Origin of the sequence: Faecalibacterium sp. An58 (genome assembly GCF_002161515.1) — a bacterium.
GTDB classification, from domain to species: Bacteria; Bacillota; Clostridia; order Oscillospirales; family Ruminococcaceae; genus Faecalibacterium; species Faecalibacterium avium.
Genome location: NZ_NFHX01000017.1, coordinates 1 through 19,619 on the forward strand (window position 1 = coordinate 1; position 19,619 = coordinate 19,619).

Below are 19,619 nucleotides of genomic sequence, written 5' to 3' on the forward strand. Positions count from 1 at the left end.
CAAAGAGGAATAGAACCATATTCCTTCTGTTGTTGATCGCACCAAAACAAAAGAACTTTTGCGTCACGAAAGATAGGGTCCCTCTGCGGGGGCCGGCTGCAAAGCCGGCCCCCGCATTGTTTTGCGTGTCGCTTTCAGCGTGCAGAAAAGGCCGCCCCGAAGGGTGGCCTGTGCGCGTTATGGTTTGGCGGGAAGGACGGTCAGCCCTCCTGCTGGGGCGGGCCGGCCCGGTGGGGGAGCGCCTCGGCGTCCAGCAGGGCTTTCTTGACGCTGAGCAGGTTCTGCGGGCCCATCGAAAAGCTGCGCAGGCCCATGTGCAGGTACTGCACCGCGTTGTCCGGGTCGCCCACCGCCAGACCGCAGATGCCCACCGGGATGCCGTGGGCCTTGGCGGCGTCCACCGACATACGGATCAGCTTGTACATGGCCTTGCTGGTGGGCTGGAAGTACCGCTCGGCGCTGGTGATCTCCCGCCCGGCCGCGTGGGTGTACTGGGTCAGGTCGTTGGTGCCGATCACAAAGAACTGGCACCCGTGCCGGGCAAAGTCCTCGGCGATCAGACAGGCCGCCGGTATGCTGAGCATGATCCCAAAGGGGACTTTGCTGTTGTAGGGCACCCCGCGTTCTTCCAGGTTCTGGCGGCAGTGTGCCACCAGTTTCATGGCGTCGTCCCAGTCCTCTACATTGGTCACCATGGGGAACACGATCCGCAAAGGCCCCCGGGCGGCGGCCCGCATCAGGGCCCGGATCTGTGCCTCGAACCGGCGCGGGCTGCGCAGGCTGCTGCGGATGCCCCGCATCCCCAGATGGGCCGACTGATCCCCCCGGTAAATGTTGGACAGGGTGCGGTCCGACCCGAAATCGAAGGTGCGCACCGTCACCGGCTTGCCCCCTGCGGCGGCAATGCAGGAAGTGTAGTAAAAGTATTGCTCCTGCTCGTCAAAGGTGTCCCCCGCCAGGATCTGGTAATCGCTGCGCAGCAGCCCCACCCCGGCAGCCCCCGACTGGATGGCGCTGTCGATGTCCTCGGGGCCGAAGCAGTTGGCCAGCAGCTCGAAGGATACCCCGTCCCGGGTCATGCAGGGCATATCCTGCAAGGGCATCTCCATGTCTCCCTCGCTGGCCCGCTGGTCCGTGCAGATGCGGGTCACCGCCTGCTGGCGGGTGGCGGCGTCCGGGTCCAGGATGCACACCCCCTGGTCGGCGTCCAGCACCACGATCCGGCCGTCGCAGTCGTCCAGAAAATCCCGCCCCACCTGCACCAGGCTGGGGATCTTGCGGGCCCGGGCAATGATGGCCGCATGGCTGAGGGTGCTGCCCTCGGATGTGATGATGCCCAGGATCATCCCCGCCGGGATGCTGAACAGGTCGCTGGGCATCAGCCGGTCGGCGGCCAAAATCACCGGATGGTCCAGCGTCAGCCGCATCCGGGGCCGGTCGCACAGAATATTGATCACCCGCTGGGTGGCGTCCAGGATATCCACATTGCGCAGCTGCAAATAGGTGTTGTCGGTCATGGCCCGCAGCTGGTCGGCATAGCGCTGGCCCACCCGGTTGATGGCCTCGGCGGCGCCGGTGCCCGCCTGTATGTAAGAGCGCACCTCACTGAGGAAGCTGTCATCCTCCAATAGCATACTCTGGAACAGGAAGATGGCCTGTTCGCTGTCCGCCGAACGGCTGGCCATGGATTCCAGTTCGCTCTGGGCGGTGCGGATGGCGTCCTCCAGCAGCAGGAGTTCCTTCTCGGGGTTCTGGGGATTGCGGTTGAAGGAGGAGCGGTCCCGGCTGCTCATGGCCAGCAGGCTGACCTGTCCCAACACCAGTCCCGGCGATACGGATACACCCTGATAACGCTTCATGTGATCACCTCCGGCACATACGGCCCGGTCAGCGCCCGGCGGACCAGGGCCTGCAAATACAGATGGGGCAGCAGCGCGGCCCGGGCGGCCAGTGCGCCGCTGCCGCTGCCGTCGAACAAGGGGTCAAAGGCGGCTAGCCGCTGGTGGTCGCACTGGGCCAGGAAAGCCTGCCCCAGTTCCTCCACGGTGTACATCCGGGCGGGGTCCACGCCGGCCTCCTCTGCGGCTGCTTCCAGGGGGGCCAGAGGCGTGTCCTCCAGCCCGGCCAGAGCCAGGGCCGCCGCCGAGGACAGATGGGCGGCCGGCCAGCGCCCCCGAACGGCTTCCTGCAGGGGGTCCAGCCTGGCCCGGAACAAAGCCGCAGCCTCGGCGCTGCCCGGCAGGGCGATGGCATAGGCGTCCCCCCGCAGCCGTCCGAAGGCCCGCAGGGTGTCGTAATAGCCCAGCTCGATGTTCCGCCGCGCCACCGCCGGATCGAACCGCAGGATGTCCCCCAGTTCCCAGTGGCTGCGGATCAGGGTGGTGGGCAGGCCGGTGCGGTTGGGCCGGGTGATGCCCAGCCCCTCCAGGTCCACGCAGACCAGCTCGGTGGCCCCCATCCGGGCGGCCAGGCCGGCGGGCATATTGTCCGCGTAGCCTCCGTCCATGTATTTGACCCCGTCGATGTCCCGGGCCTGGATGGCGGGGAAGCAGGCCGCCGAGGCCAGCAGGTAATCCGCAGCCCTGCCCTGGGGGATCTCCTCCAGGGTCAGCTGGTGGGGGCGCAGGCCCCGCTGTTCCACCGTTACCAGTCCGAACCGGATGGGGGAGGCCCGCAGCGCTTTTTCGTCCAGCACCCGCCGCACGATGTCCTCCAGAGGGGAGACGTCCACGCCGCCCTCGGCCACGAACTGGCGCACCGCCTCGCCCAGGCCCTCCAGACCCGAGCCGGGGGCGGGCAGCTCCATCACATCCTTGCTGCGGATGCTCAGCCACATATCCCGGGCCGTCTCATACTGCCCCAGGACGTACATGGCGCCGTTCAGACAGCCGACGCTGGTGCCGGTGACCACACCGGCCGTCCAGCCCAGCTCGTCCAGGGCGCGCCAGACCCCTACCTGATAGCTCCCGCGGGCGCCGCCACCGGCCAGCACCAACCCCCGGCAAAGTTTTTCTGTGCCCATCCGGCATCCCTCCTTTGGGCCGTCCGATCCGAACGATCATATTCAGTATACCACAAAACCCGGACGATTTCTGCCTCCCGGGCAACGCGCAAAATATACAAATTTACGAGAGAGTTTTTGCCACAAAGCCCCATCTGATATTCCAGTTGCTGCCAGTCTGGCCGGATGGGCGGATTTTTGACAAGACCTGGCGGGATAGGAATAGCTTTCGGGGCAAAGGGATGGTACAATCAAGGCAGAACGATCCAAAGGAGGGAGCTTTGATGCCCGATCTCAAACTGGTGGCCGCCGATGTGGACGGCACCTTCGTCCGCTCGGATTACACCTACGACAAGCCCCGCTTTGCCCGCCGGGTCTGCCCCTCCAACGACCAGGATGGGGTGCTGGTCACCCTGGAACAGCTTTTCCCCGACGAATGACCAGAGGATAAAACGACAAACGCCCCCGCCGTCTTTGGGACAGCGGGGGCGTTTGGGCGATACGGGGTGATTTGGGCCGGCTCAGCTGATCTGGGCGCCTTCCCGCAGGGTGGACAGGACCTTGTCCTGCAAGGCCAGCAGGTGGACGTAGCCTTCACCCATGGTCTCGGTGTAGCTGGCATAAGCCTCCAGCTCGGCATCGGTGGGGGCCAGGTCCAGGCTCTCGGCCACCGCCTGGAAGATCAGCAGCTGGTTGCAGCTGTTCAGGATGTCGGACTCGGTGTCGGCCAGCAGGGCGTCGGCGTTGTCGTAGCCCATGAAGCCGGACAAGAACTCGTCCAGGCTCTCGTAGCCGAACATGGACGCATAGCTGTTGTAGTAGCTCAGTTGGCTGCATACCTGGTAGTTCAGCAGCACCTGGGGCACGCTGGAGATCTCGGCGTTTTCGGTCAGATAGTCCACGATGGCGTTGGTCAGGTTGGAATCGTAGAGGCTGTCGTGGAAATACTGGTCCACATCCGCCACCGTGTGCAGGTCGTTGGAAGCGCCGAAATTCTCCTCCACCCAGGCGTCGGTGGCCTCGGGCAGGACGCTGACCGCCAGGCTGTTGAGGGTGACCGAGAACACGGCTTCCTTGCCCGACAGGGTGATGGGGTTGCCCGCCTCGTCGGTGGAATCGCCGTAATCGTCGGGGAAGGTGACGGTGACGTCAAAGCTGTCTCCGATGTTGTGGCCGATGATCTGATCCTCAAAGCCGTCGATGAAAGAGCCGCTGCCCAAGGTCAGGTCATAGCCCTGGGCGGTGCCGCCGGTAAAGACGACCCCGTCCACCGTGCCGCTGTAATCGATGTTGGCGATGTCGCCCGTCTCAGCCGGGCGGCCGGTGACCGGCTGGTTGACGCGGTTGGATTCCAGCAGGTTGTCCCACAGGGTCTGGATGTCCTCCTCGGAGGGCTCGACATCCGACTTCTTGAGAGGGATGGCGGCGTAGTCCTCGGGCAGGGTAACGTAGTCCAGGGCGGAGACGCCCTCCCAGTGCCCGTTGGCGTCCAGCCCCTGGCTGTAGGTAAAGTTCTGGTAGTCGTAGTTGGCGGCGGGGCCCAGCAGGGTGCTGGAGGACGCCGAAGAAGCGGCGCCGCAGCCCACAACAGAGACGGCCAGCGCCAGCGCTGCGGCCACGGCCGCGGCAGAGCGTAGATGCTTCAAAGTGAAAACCTCCTGATCGGTGGATGGGCGCAGGCATGGGCCGCGCCCTTTGCAAACAAAGCGATGCCCTGAGCGCGCCCGAAACGCCGCCGCGCTTTGCGGCCGGCCTTGAGGCACATCCCCGGGCAGGGGCGTACCCCAGTATACCGGAGAATTGTAAAAAAAGAAAGTTCTTTTACAAAATTCCCATAAATCCCGCCGCTCCAGGGCACTTTTGGGCCAAATGTGCCGTTCTGCGGGTGGAAACTGCTGCCCCCTTTGTGCTACAATAAGAAAAACGGCTTTGAGGAGGACAAGTATGGATTACAACAAGGCAGCTTTGGAAATGCACGAGGCCCATCAGGGCAAGGTTGGGATGCACAGCAAGGTGGAGGTGCGCACCCGGGACGAACTGGCCACCGCCTACACCCCCGGCGTGGCCGAGCCCTGCCGCCGCATTGCCGCCTGCCCCGAGGATGTCTACCGCTACACCTTCAAGGGCAACATGGTGGCGGTGGTGTCCAACGGCACCGCTGTGCTGGGCCTGGGGGACATCGGGCCCCAGGCGGCCCTGCCGGTGATGGAGGGCAAGGCGGTGCTGTTCAAGCAGTTCGGCGGGGTGGACGCTTTCCCCATCTGCATCGACGCCCACGACGCCGCCGGCGTCATCGCGGCCTGCAAGGCCCTGGCCCCCACCTTTGGCGGCATCAACCTGGAGGACATCAAGAGCCCCGAGTGCTTTGAGATCGAGCAGACCCTGGAGCGGGAGCTGGACATCCCGGTGTTCCACGATGACCAGCACGGCACCGCCGTTGTGGTCACCGCAGCCCTCATCAATGCGCTGCGGGTGGTGGGCAAAAAGATGGAGGAGGTCCATATCGTGCTGAACGGGCCCGGCGCCGCAGGCACCGCCATCATCAAGATGCTAATGACCGCCGGGGCCAGGGACATCATCGCGGTGGACCAGTTCGGCACCCTGTACAAGGGCTGCAACAGCGCCGAGGCCCACAAGAACTGGCTGGGCGAAGTGACCAACCCCCGCCAGGTCAAGGGCGGTCTGGCCGACGCCATCCGCGGGGCGGATGTGTTCATCGGGGTGTCCAAGCCCGGCTGCCTGACCGCAGAGATGTGCCGCACCATGGCCCCCGACGCCATCGTCTTTGCCATGGCCAACCCCACCCCCGAGATCATGCCCGATGAGGCCAAAGCCGCCGGCGTGCGGGTGATGGCCACCGGCCGCAGCGATTTCCCCAACCAGGTCAACAATGTGCTGTGCTTCCCCGGCCTGTTCAAGGGCGCTTTGTCGGTGCGCGCCCGGGACATCAACGACCGGATGAAGCTGGCCGCCGCCTATGCCATCGCCGACCTCATCACCGATGACCAGCGCAGCGACGAATGCATCATCCCCGGCGCCTTCGATCCCCGCGTAGCCGAGGCCGTGGCCCAGGCTGTGGCCCAGGCCGCCCGGGATACCGGCGTCGCCCGGCTGTAAGGAGGACCTGCCATGCGTACCATCCCCGCCCAAAAGCTGACCGACGCGGTGGCGGCCCTGTGCATCCAGGCCAACACCCGGCTGCCCGCAGACGTTCAGGCTGCCCTGGACGCCGCCCGCACTTCGGAACCGTGGCCCCTGGCCAGGACCACCCTGGACCTGCTGTGGTCCAATCTGGACGCCGCCCGCGAGGCCGATCTGCCCATCTGCCAGGATACCGGCATGGCCTGCGTCTTTGTGGAGCTGGGCACCGATGTCCATATCGAGGGCGACTTTGAGGCCGCCATCCACGAGGGGGTGCGCCGGGGCTACACCGACGGCTACCTGCGCAAGAGCATTGTGGCCGACCCCCTGCGCCGGGGCAACACCGGCGACAACACACCCGCCGCCATCACCGTCCACCTGGTGCCGGGGGAGGGCTGCACCATTACGGTGGCCCCCAAGGGCTTTGGCAGCGAGAATATGAGCCGCATCGCCATGCTCAAGCCCGCCGACGGGGTGGAAGGGTTCAAGCGGTTCGTGGTGGACACCGTGCGCCAGGCCGGTTCCAATCCCTGCCCCCCGGTCATCCTGGGCGTCGGGGTGGGCGGCAGCTTTGACAAGGTGGCCTATCTGGCCAAGAAAGCCCTGCTGCGCCCGCTGGACGTGCCCAACCCCGACCCCTACTATGCGGGCCTGGAGCGCGCTTTGCTGGAGGAGATCAACGCCCTGGGCATCGGCCCCCAGGGGTTTGGCGGGCGCACCACCTGCCTGGGCCTTGCCATTGAGCAGATGCCCACCCATGTGGCGGGCCTGCCGGTGGCGGTCAACGTGTCCTGCCATGTCACCCGGCGGGCCTGCGCCGCCCTGTGAGATGGCAGGGCAGAAAAGGAGATGCTATGGAATACAAACTGACAGCCCCCTGCACCGCCGCCGACCTGGCCCCCCTGCGGGCCGGGGACACCGTACTGCTGTCGGGGGTGGTGTATACCGCCCGGGACCAGGCCCATAAGCGGATGATGGAGGCCCTGGACGCCGGCGAACCCCTGCCTTTCCCTCTGGAGGGCAGCGCCATCTATTATGTGGGGCCTACCCCGGAACGCCCCGGCCAGGTGATCGGCTCGGCCGGGCCTACCACCTCGGGCCGTATGGACAGTATGTCCCCCCGCCTGCTGGACCTGGGAAACCGGATCATGATCGGCAAGGGCAAGCGGGACGCCGCCGTCAAGGAGGCGGTGGTGCGCAACGGAGCCGTCTATCTGGCGGCTCTGGGCGGGGCCGGGGCCCTCATGGCCCGCAGCGTCCTCTCCCTGGAAGTCATCGCCTGGCCCGATCTGGGATGCGAGGCGGTGCGCCGGCTCACCGTCCGGGATATGCCCCTGACGGTCATCCTGGACAGCACGGGGGGCGATCTGTACCAGTCGGGCCCCGCCGCTTACCTGGCCAGCCTGTAAAAGTCCTTTTTTCGACACAAACAGCCCGGTCCGCTCTTGCGTGCCGCAGCCGGTTGTGGTACTCTTATAGATACAGACCAACATCACCTGCCCGCCGGGCAGTAAACAGGAGGCAGAACCAATCATGACCATCCACCAGTCCGCTGAAGATTATCTGGAAACCATCCTGATGCTCACCGAGCGCCAGGGCAAAGTGCGCTCCATCGACGTTGTCAACGAGCTGGGCTTCACCAAAGCCAGCGTCAGCATCGCCATGAAGAAGCTGCGGGAAAACGGCTACATCGCGGTGGACGGCGAGGGCAATCTCAGCCTGCTGCCCCCTGGCCGGGAGATCGCGGAGCGGATCTACAGCCGCCACCGCCTGCTGACCCATTTCTTCATCCAGCTGGGCGTGGACGAAAAGACCGCCGCTGCCGATGCCTGCAAGGCTGAGCACATCCTCAGCGAGGTCACACTGGAGAAGATCCGCGAGTGCGCGCTGCTGACCGACGCCGAGAACTCCTGTAAAGACGCGGACAAGACCGACAGCTGAGCCTGCCGCAGAAAAAAGCCGCCGCCCCATGCATCACGGGGCGGCGGCCTTTTTGTCGTGCCGCAGGAGCGGCGCGTTTGCGTTCAGAAGATCATGCCGGGGGCAGACTTACTTTGCCTTGGGGCCGGCGTTGGCGATCTCGGCGGCCATGTGGGGATACTTCTTGGCGAAGTTGTCCTCGAACATCTTGGCCAGCTTGTTGGCCTGCTGGTCATAGGCGGCCTTGTCAGCCCACATGCCGCGGGCATCCAGCATCTCGTCGGGCACGCCGGGGCAGCTGGTGGGATAGTCCACGTTGAAGACGTCGTGGTGCTTGAACTCCACGCTGTCAAAGCTGCCGTTCAGAGCGGCGGTGACCATGGCGCGGGTGTAGCTCAGCTTCATGCGCTTGGCGCCGTCGGCTGCGCTGCCGCCGGCCCAGCCGGTGTTAACCAGGTAGACCTTGGTGCCGTACTGGTCCAGCTTCTCACCCAGCATCTTGGCGTACACCTGGGGATCCATGGGCATGAAGGGCTCGCCGAACAGGGTGGAGAAGGTGGGCTGGGGCTCGGTGATGCCGCGCTCGGTGCCGGCCAGCTTGGAAGTGAAGCCGGTGACGAAGTGGTACATGGCGGCTTCCTTGCTCAGACGGCTGATGGGAGGCAGGACGCCGAATGCGTCGGCGGTCAGGAAGATGACCACCTTGGGGATGCCGCCCTCGCCGGGGATCTGGGCGTTGGAGATATAGTCCACGGGGTAGCCCACGCGGGTGTTCTCGGTCAGGCTGTCGTCGTCAAAGTCCAGCTCGCGGGTCTCGGGGTCCATGACCACGTTCTCCACCAGGGAGCCGAACTTGATGGCGCGGAAGATGTCGGGCTCGTTCTCTTCCTTCAGGTTGATGCACTTGGCGTAGCAGCCGCCCTCGAAGTTGAAGATGCCGTCGGGACTCCAGCCGTGCTCGTCGTCGCCGATCAGCTTGCGGCCGGGGTCGGCGGACAGGGTGGTCTTGCCGGTGCCGGACAGGCCGAAGAAGACGGCGGTCTCATGGGTCTCGGGGTCCATGTTGGCCGAGCAGTGCATGGGCAGCACGTTCTCCTTGGTCATGACGTAGTTCATGGTGGAGAAGACGCTCTTCTTGATCTCGCCGCTGTACTGGCTGCCTGCAATGACGATCAGGTGTGCCTCGTAGTCGATCATGATGGCGGCCTCGCTGTTGACGCCGTCCACCTCGGGATCGCACTTGAAGCCGGGTGCCACCAGCATGGTGTAGTCAGGCTCGCCGTAGTTGGCCAGCTGCTCTGCGGTGGGGCGGATCAGCAGCTGATGGATGAACATATTCTGGCTGGCCAGCTCGTTGATGACCCGGAACTTCTTGGTGTACTTGGGATCTGCGCCGGCGTAGCCGTCAAAAATGAAGACCTCGCGGCCCTGCAAATAAGCTGCCACCTTGCCCTTGATGGCGTCGAACTTCTCGCGGCTGATGGGGCGGTTCACCTTGCCCCAGGCGATGTCGTCGTGCACGCCTTCGGTGTCCACGATGAACTTGTCGTTGGGCGAACGGCCGGTGTACTTGCCGGTGGTGACCACCAGCGCGCCGGTCTTGCTCAGGGCGCCCTCACCGCGGCGCAGCGCAGCCTCGGTCAGCTGGGCCGGGGTCAGGTTGCGGTAGACAGCCTTGGGCCCGATGATGCCATATTTTTCAATGCCGTAGGTTTCCATAGCTAACATCCCTCCGTTGGTAAATTCTGAGCAAATGGGCCCCGCGCAAAGACGGTGCCCATTCGCTACTAGTGCAGTATGATTATACCACATATCCCTTGGATATGACAAGGGCGGCGGCTCCTTTTTGGATGCAGCGACAACAAAAGCTCCTCAAAAAGCCCAAAAATTGACACCCGCCCGTCCTTCCCGGCGCGTAAATTTTTTGTGAACAGCCCCCTTTCGCCCCTCTCCCCTCTTGACAGAAGACCGCCCTGCGAGTATACTTTTAGCAGTCGAAAGACTAGAGTGCTAAAAAGCCTGTGCAGAGCAGGCGGGAGGCATACCATGACAAGACAGATCAAGATATTGGATGTGCATTCAGGCCAGGCCGGGGTTTGTGTCGGCGCGGCCCGGCCGTGCTAGCAGTCGGACGTTGCAAGTGACGAGCTGACGCGCCGGCCAGGGCCGGCCGCATCCCCGGGCCTTTGGGCGCCGGAGAATGGAGGGAAAGCATATGAACACCAATCAATATACCCAAAAGACCGTCGAGGCCATCCAGGCCGCCCAGCAGCTGGCAGTGGAGTACCAGCACAATGCTCTGGAGCCGGAACACCTGCTGCTGGCGCTGGCCAGCCAGGAAAACGGGCTGATCCCCCAGCTGCTGCAAAAAATGAATGTGGACGCGGGCAGCTTTGCCGCCGCCGTGTCCGAGAAGCTGGCCGGCCTGCCCCGGGTGTCCGGTTCGGGCCGGGACCCCGACAAGATCTATATCTCCCAGGCCGCCGACAAGGTGATGAACGCCGCCGCCCGGGAGGCCAAGGCCATGAAGGACGAGTTCATCAGCGTGGAGCACCTGATGCTGGGCCTGCTGAGCGAGACCAACGCCAACACGGCAGGGCTGTTCCGGGCCTTCGGCATCACCAAGGACGGCTTCCTCAAGGTCCTCAGCTCGGTGCGCGGCAACCAGCGCGTGACCACCGATAACCCCGAGGAGACCTACAACGCCCTGCAGAAGTACGGCCAGGACCTGGTGGATCTGGCCCGCAAACAGAAGCTGGACCCGGTGATCGGCCGGGACCAGGAGATCCGCAACGTGGTGCGGATCCTCTCCCGCAAGACCAAGAACAACCCCTGCCTGATCGGTGAGCCCGGCGTGGGCAAGACCGCCATCGCGGAGGGTCTGGCCCAGCGGATCGTCCGGGGGGACGTACCCGAAAACCTGAAAGACCGCACCATTTTCAGCCTGGACATGGGGGCCCTGGTGGCCGGCGCCAAGTACCGGGGCGAATTTGAAGAGCGGCTCAAGAGCGTGCTGAACGAGGTCAAAAAGAGCGAGGGCAAGATCATCCTCTTTATCGATGAGCTGCACACCATCGTGGGCGCCGGCAAGACCGACGGCGCCATGGATGCGGGCAACCTGCTCAAGCCCATGCTGGCCCGGGGCGAGCTGCACTGCATCGGCGCCACCACCCTGGACGAATACCGCCAGTACATCGAGAAGGACCCCGCCCTGGAGCGGCGGTTCCAGCCGGTGCAGGTGGATGAGCCCACGGTGGAGGACACCATCTCGATCCTGCGCGGCCTGAAAGAGCGGTATGAGGTCTTCCACGGGGTCAAGATCAACGACAGCGCCCTGATCGCCGCCGCCACCCTGTCCAACCGGTATATCACCGACCGGTTTCTGCCCGACAAGGCCATCGACCTGGTGGATGAAGCCTGCGCCATGATCAAGACCGAGATGGAGAGCATGCCCAGCGAGATGGACGACATGGCCCACAAGATCACCCAGCTGCAGATCGAGCAGGTCAGCCTGAAAAAGGAGACGGACGCGCTGAGCCAGAGCCGCCTGAAGGACATCGAAAAAGAGCTGGCCGAGCTGCAGGATAAGTTCAAGCAGATGAAGGCCCAGTGGGAGAACGAGAAGAACGCCATCAGCAAGGTGCAGTCCCTGCGGGAGCAGATCGAGCAGACAGGCGCCGCCATCGAGAAGGCCCAGCGGGAATACGACCTGAACAAGGCCGCCGAGCTGAAATACGGCCGGCTGCCCGAGCTGCAGAAACAGCTGGCCGCCGAGGAGAAACTGGCCGCCGAAAAGAAGGAGGCCAGCCTGCTGCGGGACCGTGTCACCGAGGAGGAGATCGCCCGGATCGTGGCCCGCTGGACCGGCATCCCGGTGGAAAAGCTGGTGGAGGGCGAGCGGGAGAAGCTGCTGCATCTGGCGGACGTGCTGCACAAGCGTGTGATCGGCCAGGATGAGGCGGTGACCAAGGTCAGCGAGGCCATCCTGCGCAGCCGCGCCGGCATCGCCAACCCCGACCGGCCCATTGGCAGCTTCCTGTTCCTGGGACCCACCGGCGTGGGCAAGACCGAGCTGGCCAAAGCCCTGGCCCAGGCCCTGTTCGACGACGAGAAGAATCTGATCCGCATCGACATGACCGAGTATATGGAGAAGTTCAGCGTCAGCCGCCTGATCGGCGCGCCTCCGGGATATGTGGGCTATGAGGAGGGCGGCCAGCTGACCGAGGCGGTCCGCCGCAAGCCTTACAGCGTGGTGCTGTTCGACGAGGTGGAAAAGGCCCATCCCGACGTGTTCAACATCCTGCTGCAGGTGCTGGACGACGGCCGCATCACCGACAGCCAGGGCCGCACGGTGGACTTCAAGAACACCATCATCATCCTCACCTCCAACCTGGGCAGCGACATCATCCTCAGCGACCTGGAGCAGCGCCGCGCGACCGGTTCCAACGAACTGAGCGACGAGGCCCGACACCAGATCGACACGCTGCTGCGCGGCAAGTTCCGTCCCGAGTTCCTCAACCGTCTGGACGAGATCGTCTATTACAAGAGCCTCACCAAGGAGGAGGCCCGTCAGATCGTCAGCCTGCAGCTGGAGGATCTGCGCCGCCGGATGGAGGAGGGCAAACGTCTGCACCTGCAGGTGACCGACAGGGCCAAAGACGCCATCATCGACGCGGCCTACGACAGCATCTATGGCGCGCGGCCCATCAAGCGGTTCATCCAGAGCCGGATCGAGACCCTGATCGCCAAAGCCATCATCGGCGGCAGCTATGCCGAGGGCGATACCCTGACGGTGGACTGGGACGGCAGCGCTTTTACCCTGGGGTAAAATCTCAGTAAAGCATCCCCATCCCCTTGCATACCCGAACCAAGTATGCTATGATAAAAAAAGAATGTGCTTTCCGTCGCTGAAAGCCGGCGGCGGAAGGCACATTTTTTGTTCCGTAAACCAATACAGAAAGTGGAGTTGATCGAATCTTTATGGACGATGGCAGTATGATAGCCCTGGCGGCCCTGATCCTGCTGGTGGCGCTCAGCGGCTTTTTCTCGGCGGCAGAGACCGCCTTTGCCTCCCTCAACGAGATCCGCCTCAAAAGCCGGGCAGAGGAGGGGGACGCGGCAGCGGCCCGGGTGCTGGCTCTGTCCCAGCAGCGGGATAAGGTGTTCGCCACCATCCTGGTGGGGGATACCGTCGCCAACCTGGCGGCAGCCTCTCTGGGGGTGCTGCTCCTGATCCGTCCGCTGGGCGCGCTGCGGGGCACTCTGGTGTCGGCTTTGATCCTGGCGGTGCTGATCCTGCTTTTTGGCGAGATCGGTCCCCGCAGCCTGGCCCGAGAGATACCCGAAAAGGTGGCCACCGCCTGCGCACCCCTGCTGCAGGTGTTCATCACCCTGCTCACACCCTTTACCTGGCTGTTCGGGCTATGGTCCAAGCTGGTGGGACGGCTGTTCCATGTACAGGCCGAGCCCGATTCCATCACCGAGGGCGAGCTGATCACCATGGTATCCGAGGCCGAGAGCGAGGGTGAGCTGACCGACCGGGAAGGGGAGCTGATCCGCAGTGCCATCGAATTTGACGATGTGGAAGTAGGGGAGATCCTCACTCCCCGGGTGGACGTGGTAGCCGTCAAGGATACCATCCCCCTGGAGGAGCTGGCCCAGGTCTTTGCCGAGTCGGGCTATTCCCGTCTGCCGGTCTACCACGGCACCATCGACAACATCACCGGCGTGGTGCACGAGAAGGACTTCTACTTAGCCCGGCTGCGCAACCAGGCATCGCTGCAGGCGCTGGTCACGCCGGCCCTGTTTACCACCGACAGCACCAAGATCTCGGCCATGCTGCGCACCTTCCGGGAGGAGCATCACCACATGGCAGTGGTGGTGGATGAGTACGGCGGCACCGAGGGCATCATCACCCTGGAAGATATCCTGGAAGAGCTGGTAGGGGAGATCTGGGACGAACACGATGAAGCGGTGGAGGAGTTCCGGCCCCAGCCCGGGGGCGGCTGGCTGGTGTCCGGCACGGCCAGCGTGGACGACCTGTACGAAAAGCTGGAGATCCCCCCGCAGCAGACCGATTCCAACACGGTCAACGGCCTGCTGCAGGACCTGACCGGCCATCTGCCCAAGGTGGGGGACGGTTTCCGCCTGGGCAATTACAGCGGCGTGGTCACCCACACCGCCCGCCGCCGGGTCACCGAAGTGCGCCTGACCCCCATACCGCCCCGGCCCGATCGGGAGGAACACAGCCGCCGGGCCTCCCGGGTCTTTGAGGCTTCCTGAGAGCAGAACCAAAACAGATGAGCGCCCCGCCAGGCAGGTCCCGGCGGGGCGCTTTTTATATCTGCGGCTCGACGTAGAAAGCGATCTTGGTGATGTATTCGCTCTCGTCGTGGGTGGTGATGTAGTCGTTGATGCAGAACTCATAGGAGTCGGACAGGATGCGCAGCCCTGCCTGCCGGCAGTGGTCCAGCAGCTTTTCGTAGGAGCGTCCCACCGACAGATAATCCCCTACATGGTAGATGCAGGCCCGGCGCCCCGGGGGCAGCCTGCGGACCCCGGCGGCCTGGCCGGTGGGGTCGATGGGCAAAAAGGCCAGGGATGCCTCGGTGTACCGGCCCGCCAGGATGCGCTCGAAAGGCACCACCACCCCGGACTGGAAGAACACCGGCAGCTGTTCCTGAAAGGCGTCCACAAAGCACTGCTTGCTGGCCAGGCTGACCTCCCGCAAACTGTAAGGGGCAGCCACCGGACGGCACAGCAGGTACTGCTCCCCGGCGTCCTCCAGCTGGACGCCGGCCTGGGCCCTGGCTTTGGCCTGCTCCATCTGCTGGCAGCGGTGCTGGACCCGGCTGCGCAGCAGACGCAGTTCGGCGATCTTCTGGTCGATCACGTCCAGCTGCCGGTGCAGCATGGCCAGGCTGCTGTCCAGGTGGTAGTGCTGCATATGCCGGCGGATCTCCTCCAGAGAGAAGCCGATCTTTTTCATCACCAGGATGGTGTCCAGGTAGTCGATCTGGCTGGCGCTGTAATAGCGGTAGCCGTTGTGCGGGTCCACATAGGCCGGACGGAACAGGCCGATCTTGTCGTAGAAGATCAGCGTCTGCTTGGAGATGTTTTGATACCGGGCCACCTCCCCGATCGAGAACAGATTTTCCATGGATACCCCCTTGACAATATAGTTACTATATCCTTTATACTGGTATTGTACAGAGGAACAAGCAAAAACGCAAGAAGGAGTTTTCGTATGCTTCGCAACACATCCAGGAATTGGGCCAAATGGGGCCCCAGGCTGCTGGAAGGCCTGACGATGCGCAGGGTGGGTCTGATCCTGCTGGGAGCCATGATCTGCACCTTCGGCATCCACAACATCCATCAGCAGACCGGCATCACCGAGGGCGGCGTCATCGGCATGATGCTGCTGGTGGAAAACTGGCTGGGCATCTCCCCGGCCATCGTCACCCCCGTACTGGACCTGACCTGTTACCTGCTGGCCTTCAAATACCTGGGAGGCGGGTTCATCCGCACTTCGGTGGTGTCCACCCTCAGCGTCTCTTTGTTTTATAAGATCTGGGAGCAGTTTCCCCCGATGCTGCCTGACCTGTCGGCTTACCCCCTGGCGGCCTCGGTGCTGGGAGCCCTCTTTGTGGGCCTTGGGGTGGGCATCATCGTGCGGCAGGGAGGTTCCAGCGGCGGCGACGACGCCCTGGCGCTCACCATCTCCCGCGTGACGGGCTGGCGGCTGTCCCGCAGTTATCTGTTCACCGACCTGGTGGTGCTGGTGCTCTCACTGAGCTATATCCCCTTCGCCAGGATCGCCTACTCCATCGTCACGGTCACCCTGTCCTCCTGGATCATCGACCGGGTGCAGGGCTTCCGCTTCCGGTGTTCGGCCTCCAAAGCCCAGTAACGGCTTTTCTCAATGCAGTGGGGCGCTGTTCTTGCAGAAATCCACGATGTGGTGGAACATCTGTTCCACCGCCGGGGCCATGGCCGCCGGCCGGGGCAAAGCCAGGCCCACCACGCGCTCCTCGGCGGGCTGGATGGGCAGGATCTGGATGTGGGCGCTGCAATCCTTGATGGTCAGCTGGGGCAGGATGGACATTCCGATCCCGGCTTCCACCATGGCGATGTTGGACATATCGTCGATGACATGGCAGCAGCGCTGCACCCCGATCTTGTACTTCTTCAAAAAGCGGCGCATATCGGCGTCGGTGGCGTCTCCCTGCACCACAAAGTTTTTCTGGCTCATCAGGGCGGGGGTCATCACCCCTTCCGGAGGGGTGGGCCAGTCCGCCGGCAGGATGGCGTACAGGGGTTCCCGCAGCAGTTCGGTGAGGGCAAATTCCTCCTGGCAGCTGGAGGCCAGGAACCCGATGTCCACCTGGCCGCTGCGCAGCCATTCCTTCACGTCGTCGTAGGTGCCCTGGTAGATCTCCACCTCGATCTGGGGGAACTGCTCCTTGAAGCTCTGCAGGATGCCGGGCAGCAGGTGGGTGCACACCGAGCTGAAGGTGCCCAGCCGCACCTTGCCTTTTTCCAGGCCGTTCAGCCGGGCGATGCTCTGCTGCAGGGCCTCGTCGCTGTTCAGCACCGCCCGGATGGCAGGGTAGAGGGAAGCGCCGTAGCTGGTCATGGTGACGCCGCTTTTGCCCCGGGTGAACAGGGCGAAGCCCAGCTCCTCCTCCATCACGGCAATGGCGTGGCTGATGGCGGAGGGGGTCAGGTGGAGCTGCTGGGCCGCCTTGTTGAAGCTGCCCTGCCGCGCCACCGCGTCAAAGATCTCGTATGAAAACAAAGTCATCCCAGTACACTCCTCCGCTGTGAATCTTTTTCATCTTGCATGTGAAGGTGATGAGCCTCTTTATAGGAAGTGTACTATCTCCCATGCCCTTTGTCAAGCGGTATCCCGGGTTTTCACTTGCTGCGGGCCGCTTTCAGGGCCGCATCGGCCCGGATGGCGGGGGCGGTGAAGCTGTTGTTCTTCCACCAGGCCGCCAGGGAGGCCGCCACCGTCAGCCCGGTGGTGACCAGGGCTTCCAGCTGGTCGTCCTGGATGGGAAGCACCGGCTTGCCTGCCGCCGACAGGATCTGGTTGGTGAGCGCCAGCGCAAGGCAGGCGGTGCGTGCGATGGTTCCAATGGAAATGTGGTTCATGTTGTGCTCCTTTCGGTTTGGATGTTGGTTCAGGCGCGGGGCGGGCCGGGCTGGCGTTCCAGCGCGGACAGGCGGCGGTCGGCCGCCTTGAGTTTTTCTTCCAGCACCGGCACGCGCTGGGCGAAGTTGTTGTGGGCCCGCACCTCCCTGGTCAGCTCTTCCAGTTTGGTGTCGGTGACGGCCTGGCTGCGGCTGTTGGCGATCAGCACTCCCGCCAGGGTGACCCCGCCCGAGAGCAGGGCGGCCCAGATGGTCTCCATGGCCTCACCCCCGCCAGCGGCTCTTTTGAGGCCGCACATCGATGTGGGTGAAGGTGCCATAGATCCCGATGCCCCCGGCGTCGGGCAGCAGGGTCTCCGCATAGGCGGCCACGGCGGCGGGGGCTGCCCCCTCCACCTGGATGTCGGCCGCCAGGCCGTAGAGATGCTGGCTGCGGGGGCTGCTGCCCCGGGTGGCCGCGTTGTGGGCGGGGGTGCGGTAGCCCGAGGTGATGGTCACCGGCGCGCCGAAATGGGTGCGGATGGCCTCCAGCACATTGGCCAGGCGGGGCGACACGAACACCGGGTCGCTGCCGTCTTTGCAGGCGAACTCCCGCACCTTGAAGTGGGGCGCCGCCTGGCTGTCCCCTTCGGCCGCCAGGCTGTAAGATCGTACGTCTGTCATTGGGTTCCTCCTTTCTGTGGACGGTTTTTCTGTGTCCATTTTCCCACGCCGGAAGGCCGGGGGCCAGTGCGTCCTTTTGCGCGCAGAATGCTGCGGCTTTTGGCCATGCGGTTTTGGCTTTTGCCGTGCGCTGGGTGGATTGCTTTCTGCAAAATCGATGGTTGCATTTCGCACGCCGGCGCAGTAAACTATAATCCGCTCCCGGCCGGAGCGGCTATGCGAAGTCAAAGATGCGTATCTTGCAGAAAGAAGGAACCATACAACTATGCGGCATTCGTCTGAGATCGATATGTGCAGCGGCCCCCTGGTGGGCAACCTGCTGCGTTTTTCCCTCCCGCTGATGGCGTCGGGCATCCTGCAGCTGCTGTTCAATGCGGCGGACATCATCGTGCTGGGCCAGTTCGCCAGCAGCAGCGCCATGGCTGCGGTGGGCGCCACCTCCTCGTTGAACAGCCTGATGGTCAACCTGTTTTTGGGCCTGTCCATCGGGTGCAGCGTGGTGATGGCCCACAGCTATGGCGCCCAGGACTGGCGCCGGGTGCAGGACACCGTCCACACCGCCATCCTGCTGGCCCTGTTCTGCGGGGCGGCCCTGATCCTGCTGGGGCTGCCCCTGCTGCCCGTCCTGTTGGGATGGATGGACACCCCGGCCGACCTGATGGACCAGTCGGTGCTCTATATGCGGATCGTCTTTCTGGGAATGCCCGCCATGATGGCCTATGACTTTGGGGCGGGCATCCTGCGCGCCATCGGAGACACCCGCCGGCCCCTGTTTTTCCTGACGGCAGCCGGGATCACCAACGCCTGCCTGAATGTCTTTTTCGTCCTGGTTTTTCATATGGATGTGGCGGGGGTGGCCCTGGCTACTTCCATCTCCCAGTATCTGTCGGCCGGCCTGATCCTGCGGTGCCTGGCCCGGCCCGGCACCCGCTACCAGCTGCACCCCCGCCAGCTGCGGCTCCACAAGGCCACCCTGCTGCAGATCCTGCGGGTGGGGCTGCCTGCCGGCATCCAGAGCGTGGTGTTCTCGGTCTCCAACGTGCTGATCCAGTCCTCCATCAACAGCTTTGGCACCCTGGCCGTGGCAGGCAGCACCGCCGCCGCCAACATCGAGAACTTTGTCTACACCGCCATGGAGTCGGTGTACCAGGCGGCCCTCAACTTCACCAGCCAGAACATCGGCGCGGGCCAAAAGGAGCGGGTGCCCCTCATCCTGCGGGACTGCCTGCTGCTGGTGGCGGTGATCGGGGCCGTCCTGGGCGGCCTGGCGGTGCTGTTCGGGCGGCAGCTGCTGTCCATCTACACCTCGGATCCCCAGGTGCTGCCCTATGGCATCGACCGCATCCATGTGGTCTGCCTGACCTATCTGCTGTGCGGCCTGATGGACGTGGCCTGCGGGGTGGTGCGGGGAATGGGCGCCGCCGTCACCCCCACGGTGGTCTCCCTGACAGGGGCCTGCGGGCTGCGCATCGTCTGGATCTTCACGGTGTTCGGGTCGATGCACAGCCTGTTCGTGCTGTACCTGTCCTATCCCGTCACCTGGATCGTCACCTTTACCATGCATATGGTGTGCTTTGTCTGGTTCTACCGCCGGCTGCGCCGGTCCGGCGCGGCCACCCTGCACACGGCGTGAACAGCACAAAAGGGCCGCCCTTCGGGGCGGCCCTTTTTATACGGACGCTGCCGGCGCCTGGCCGGGCATAAAAAATACCAGGGACCAACCTGTGGTTCCTGGTAT

Annotated in this window: 18 protein-coding genes; 9 read left to right on the forward strand and 9 right to left on the reverse strand. The window is 64.0% G+C overall.

All coding sequences use genetic code 11. The features are described 5' to 3' along the window. Positions 1-200 precede the first annotated feature (200 nt). Together B5G12_RS10040 and B5G12_RS10045 are read right to left on the reverse strand one after the other, a co-directional pair. Positions 201-1,859, reverse strand: a complete 1,659-nt coding sequence (locus tag B5G12_RS10040; RefSeq protein WP_087324831.1) for a phosphoenolpyruvate--protein phosphotransferase — start codon at positions 1,857-1,859, stop codon at positions 201-203. Beyond that, a complete protein-coding gene (locus B5G12_RS10045; RefSeq protein WP_087324832.1) occupies positions 1,856-3,022 on the reverse strand; it encodes a patatin-like phospholipase family protein in 1,167 nt (388 codons plus the stop codon). Before B5G12_RS10045 ends, B5G12_RS10040 begins: the two co-directional genes overlap by 4 nt. Before the next feature lie 263 nt (positions 3,023-3,285). Between B5G12_RS10045 and B5G12_RS14985 the strand changes: the two genes are divergently transcribed. Then, on the forward strand, positions 3,286-3,441 hold the full coding sequence (locus B5G12_RS14985; RefSeq protein ID WP_242956006.1) for a hypothetical protein: 156 nt from the start codon (positions 3,286-3,288) through the stop codon (positions 3,439-3,441). 81 nt (positions 3,442-3,522) lie between these two features. Here B5G12_RS14985 and B5G12_RS10050 read toward each other — a convergent pair whose 3' ends face one another. Next, on the reverse strand, positions 3,523-4,647 hold the full coding sequence (locus B5G12_RS10050; protein WP_242956007.1) for an FKBP-type peptidyl-prolyl cis-trans isomerase: 1,125 nt from the start codon (positions 4,645-4,647) through the stop codon (positions 3,523-3,525). Positions 4,648-4,945: 298 nt separating this feature from the next. Between B5G12_RS10050 and B5G12_RS10055 the strand changes: the two genes are divergently transcribed. From B5G12_RS10055 to B5G12_RS10070, 4 genes are all read left to right on the forward strand, one after another. Then, positions 4,946-6,118 carry an NAD(P)-dependent malic enzyme gene (locus B5G12_RS10055; protein ID WP_087232908.1) on the forward strand — a complete coding sequence of 391 codons (1,173 nt, stop codon included), beginning with the start codon at positions 4,946-4,948 and terminating at the stop codon, positions 6,116-6,118. Between the two features lie 12 nt (positions 6,119-6,130). Continuing rightward, positions 6,131-6,970, forward strand: coding sequence for a fumarate hydratase (locus B5G12_RS10060; protein WP_087324833.1), 840 nt, complete (start codon positions 6,131-6,133; stop codon positions 6,968-6,970). 26 nt (positions 6,971-6,996) lie between these two features. Next, a complete protein-coding gene (locus B5G12_RS10065; RefSeq protein ID WP_087232902.1) occupies positions 6,997-7,551 on the forward strand; it encodes a Fe-S-containing hydro-lyase in 555 nt (184 codons plus the stop codon). Between the two features lie 124 nt (positions 7,552-7,675). Further along, positions 7,676-8,083 (forward strand): metal-dependent transcriptional regulator, encoded by a 408-nt coding sequence (locus B5G12_RS10070; protein ID WP_087324834.1) that lies wholly within the window; start codon positions 7,676-7,678, stop codon positions 8,081-8,083. Between the two features lie 108 nt (positions 8,084-8,191). Here B5G12_RS10070 and pckA read toward each other — a convergent pair whose 3' ends face one another. After that, positions 8,192-9,781 (reverse strand): phosphoenolpyruvate carboxykinase (ATP), encoded by a 1,590-nt coding sequence (pckA, locus tag B5G12_RS10075; RefSeq protein WP_087232896.1) that lies wholly within the window; start codon positions 9,779-9,781, stop codon positions 8,192-8,194. Positions 9,782-10,277: 496 nt separating this feature from the next. Here pckA and clpB point away from each other — a divergent pair, with 496 nt between their 5' ends. After that, positions 10,278-12,890 carry an ATP-dependent chaperone ClpB gene (gene clpB / locus B5G12_RS10080; RefSeq protein WP_087324835.1) on the forward strand — a complete coding sequence of 871 codons (2,613 nt, stop codon included), beginning with the start codon at positions 10,278-10,280 and terminating at the stop codon, positions 12,888-12,890. A gap of 152 nt (positions 12,891-13,042) precedes the next feature. Next, the gene (locus tag B5G12_RS10085) at positions 13,043-14,344 is read left to right on the forward strand and encodes a hemolysin family protein (protein ID WP_087324836.1); all 1,302 of its coding nucleotides are present in this window, start codon (positions 13,043-13,045) and stop codon (positions 14,342-14,344) included. Between the two features lie 55 nt (positions 14,345-14,399). Here B5G12_RS10085 and B5G12_RS10090 read toward each other — a convergent pair whose 3' ends face one another. Then, positions 14,400-15,221, reverse strand: a complete 822-nt coding sequence (locus tag B5G12_RS10090) for a MerR family transcriptional regulator (protein ID WP_158099712.1) — start codon at positions 15,219-15,221, stop codon at positions 14,400-14,402. A gap of 87 nt (positions 15,222-15,308) precedes the next feature. On the opposite strand from B5G12_RS10090, the gene B5G12_RS10095 reads away from it, so the two are divergent. Then, complete coding sequence (locus tag B5G12_RS10095) at positions 15,309-15,971, forward strand: YitT family protein (protein ID WP_087324856.1); 663 nt, start codon at positions 15,309-15,311, stop codon at positions 15,969-15,971. A 9-nt stretch (positions 15,972-15,980) separates the two neighbouring features. Here the strand turns inward: B5G12_RS10095 and B5G12_RS10100 are convergent, their stop codons facing one another. From B5G12_RS10100 to B5G12_RS10115, 4 genes are all read right to left on the reverse strand, one after another. Further along, on the reverse strand, positions 15,981-16,865 hold the full coding sequence (locus tag B5G12_RS10100; protein WP_087232884.1) for a LysR family transcriptional regulator: 885 nt from the start codon (positions 16,863-16,865) through the stop codon (positions 15,981-15,983). 113 nt (positions 16,866-16,978) lie between these two features. Continuing rightward, on the reverse strand, positions 16,979-17,218 hold the full coding sequence (locus B5G12_RS10105) for a phage holin (protein ID WP_087324838.1): 240 nt from the start codon (positions 17,216-17,218) through the stop codon (positions 16,979-16,981). 29 nt (positions 17,219-17,247) lie between these two features. Then, positions 17,248-17,478 carry a hypothetical protein gene (locus B5G12_RS10110; protein WP_087324839.1) on the reverse strand — a complete coding sequence of 77 codons (231 nt, stop codon included), beginning with the start codon at positions 17,476-17,478 and terminating at the stop codon, positions 17,248-17,250. A 4-nt stretch (positions 17,479-17,482) separates the two neighbouring features. Next, positions 17,483-17,881, reverse strand: coding sequence for a YcbK family protein (locus tag B5G12_RS10115; RefSeq protein WP_087324840.1), 399 nt, complete (start codon positions 17,879-17,881; stop codon positions 17,483-17,485). 265 nt (positions 17,882-18,146) lie between these two features. Here B5G12_RS10115 and B5G12_RS10120 point away from each other — a divergent pair, with 265 nt between their 5' ends. After that, a complete protein-coding gene (locus tag B5G12_RS10120) occupies positions 18,147-19,514 on the forward strand; it encodes an MATE family efflux transporter (protein WP_087324841.1) in 1,368 nt (455 codons plus the stop codon). The last annotated feature ends 105 nt before the right edge of the window (positions 19,515-19,619 follow it).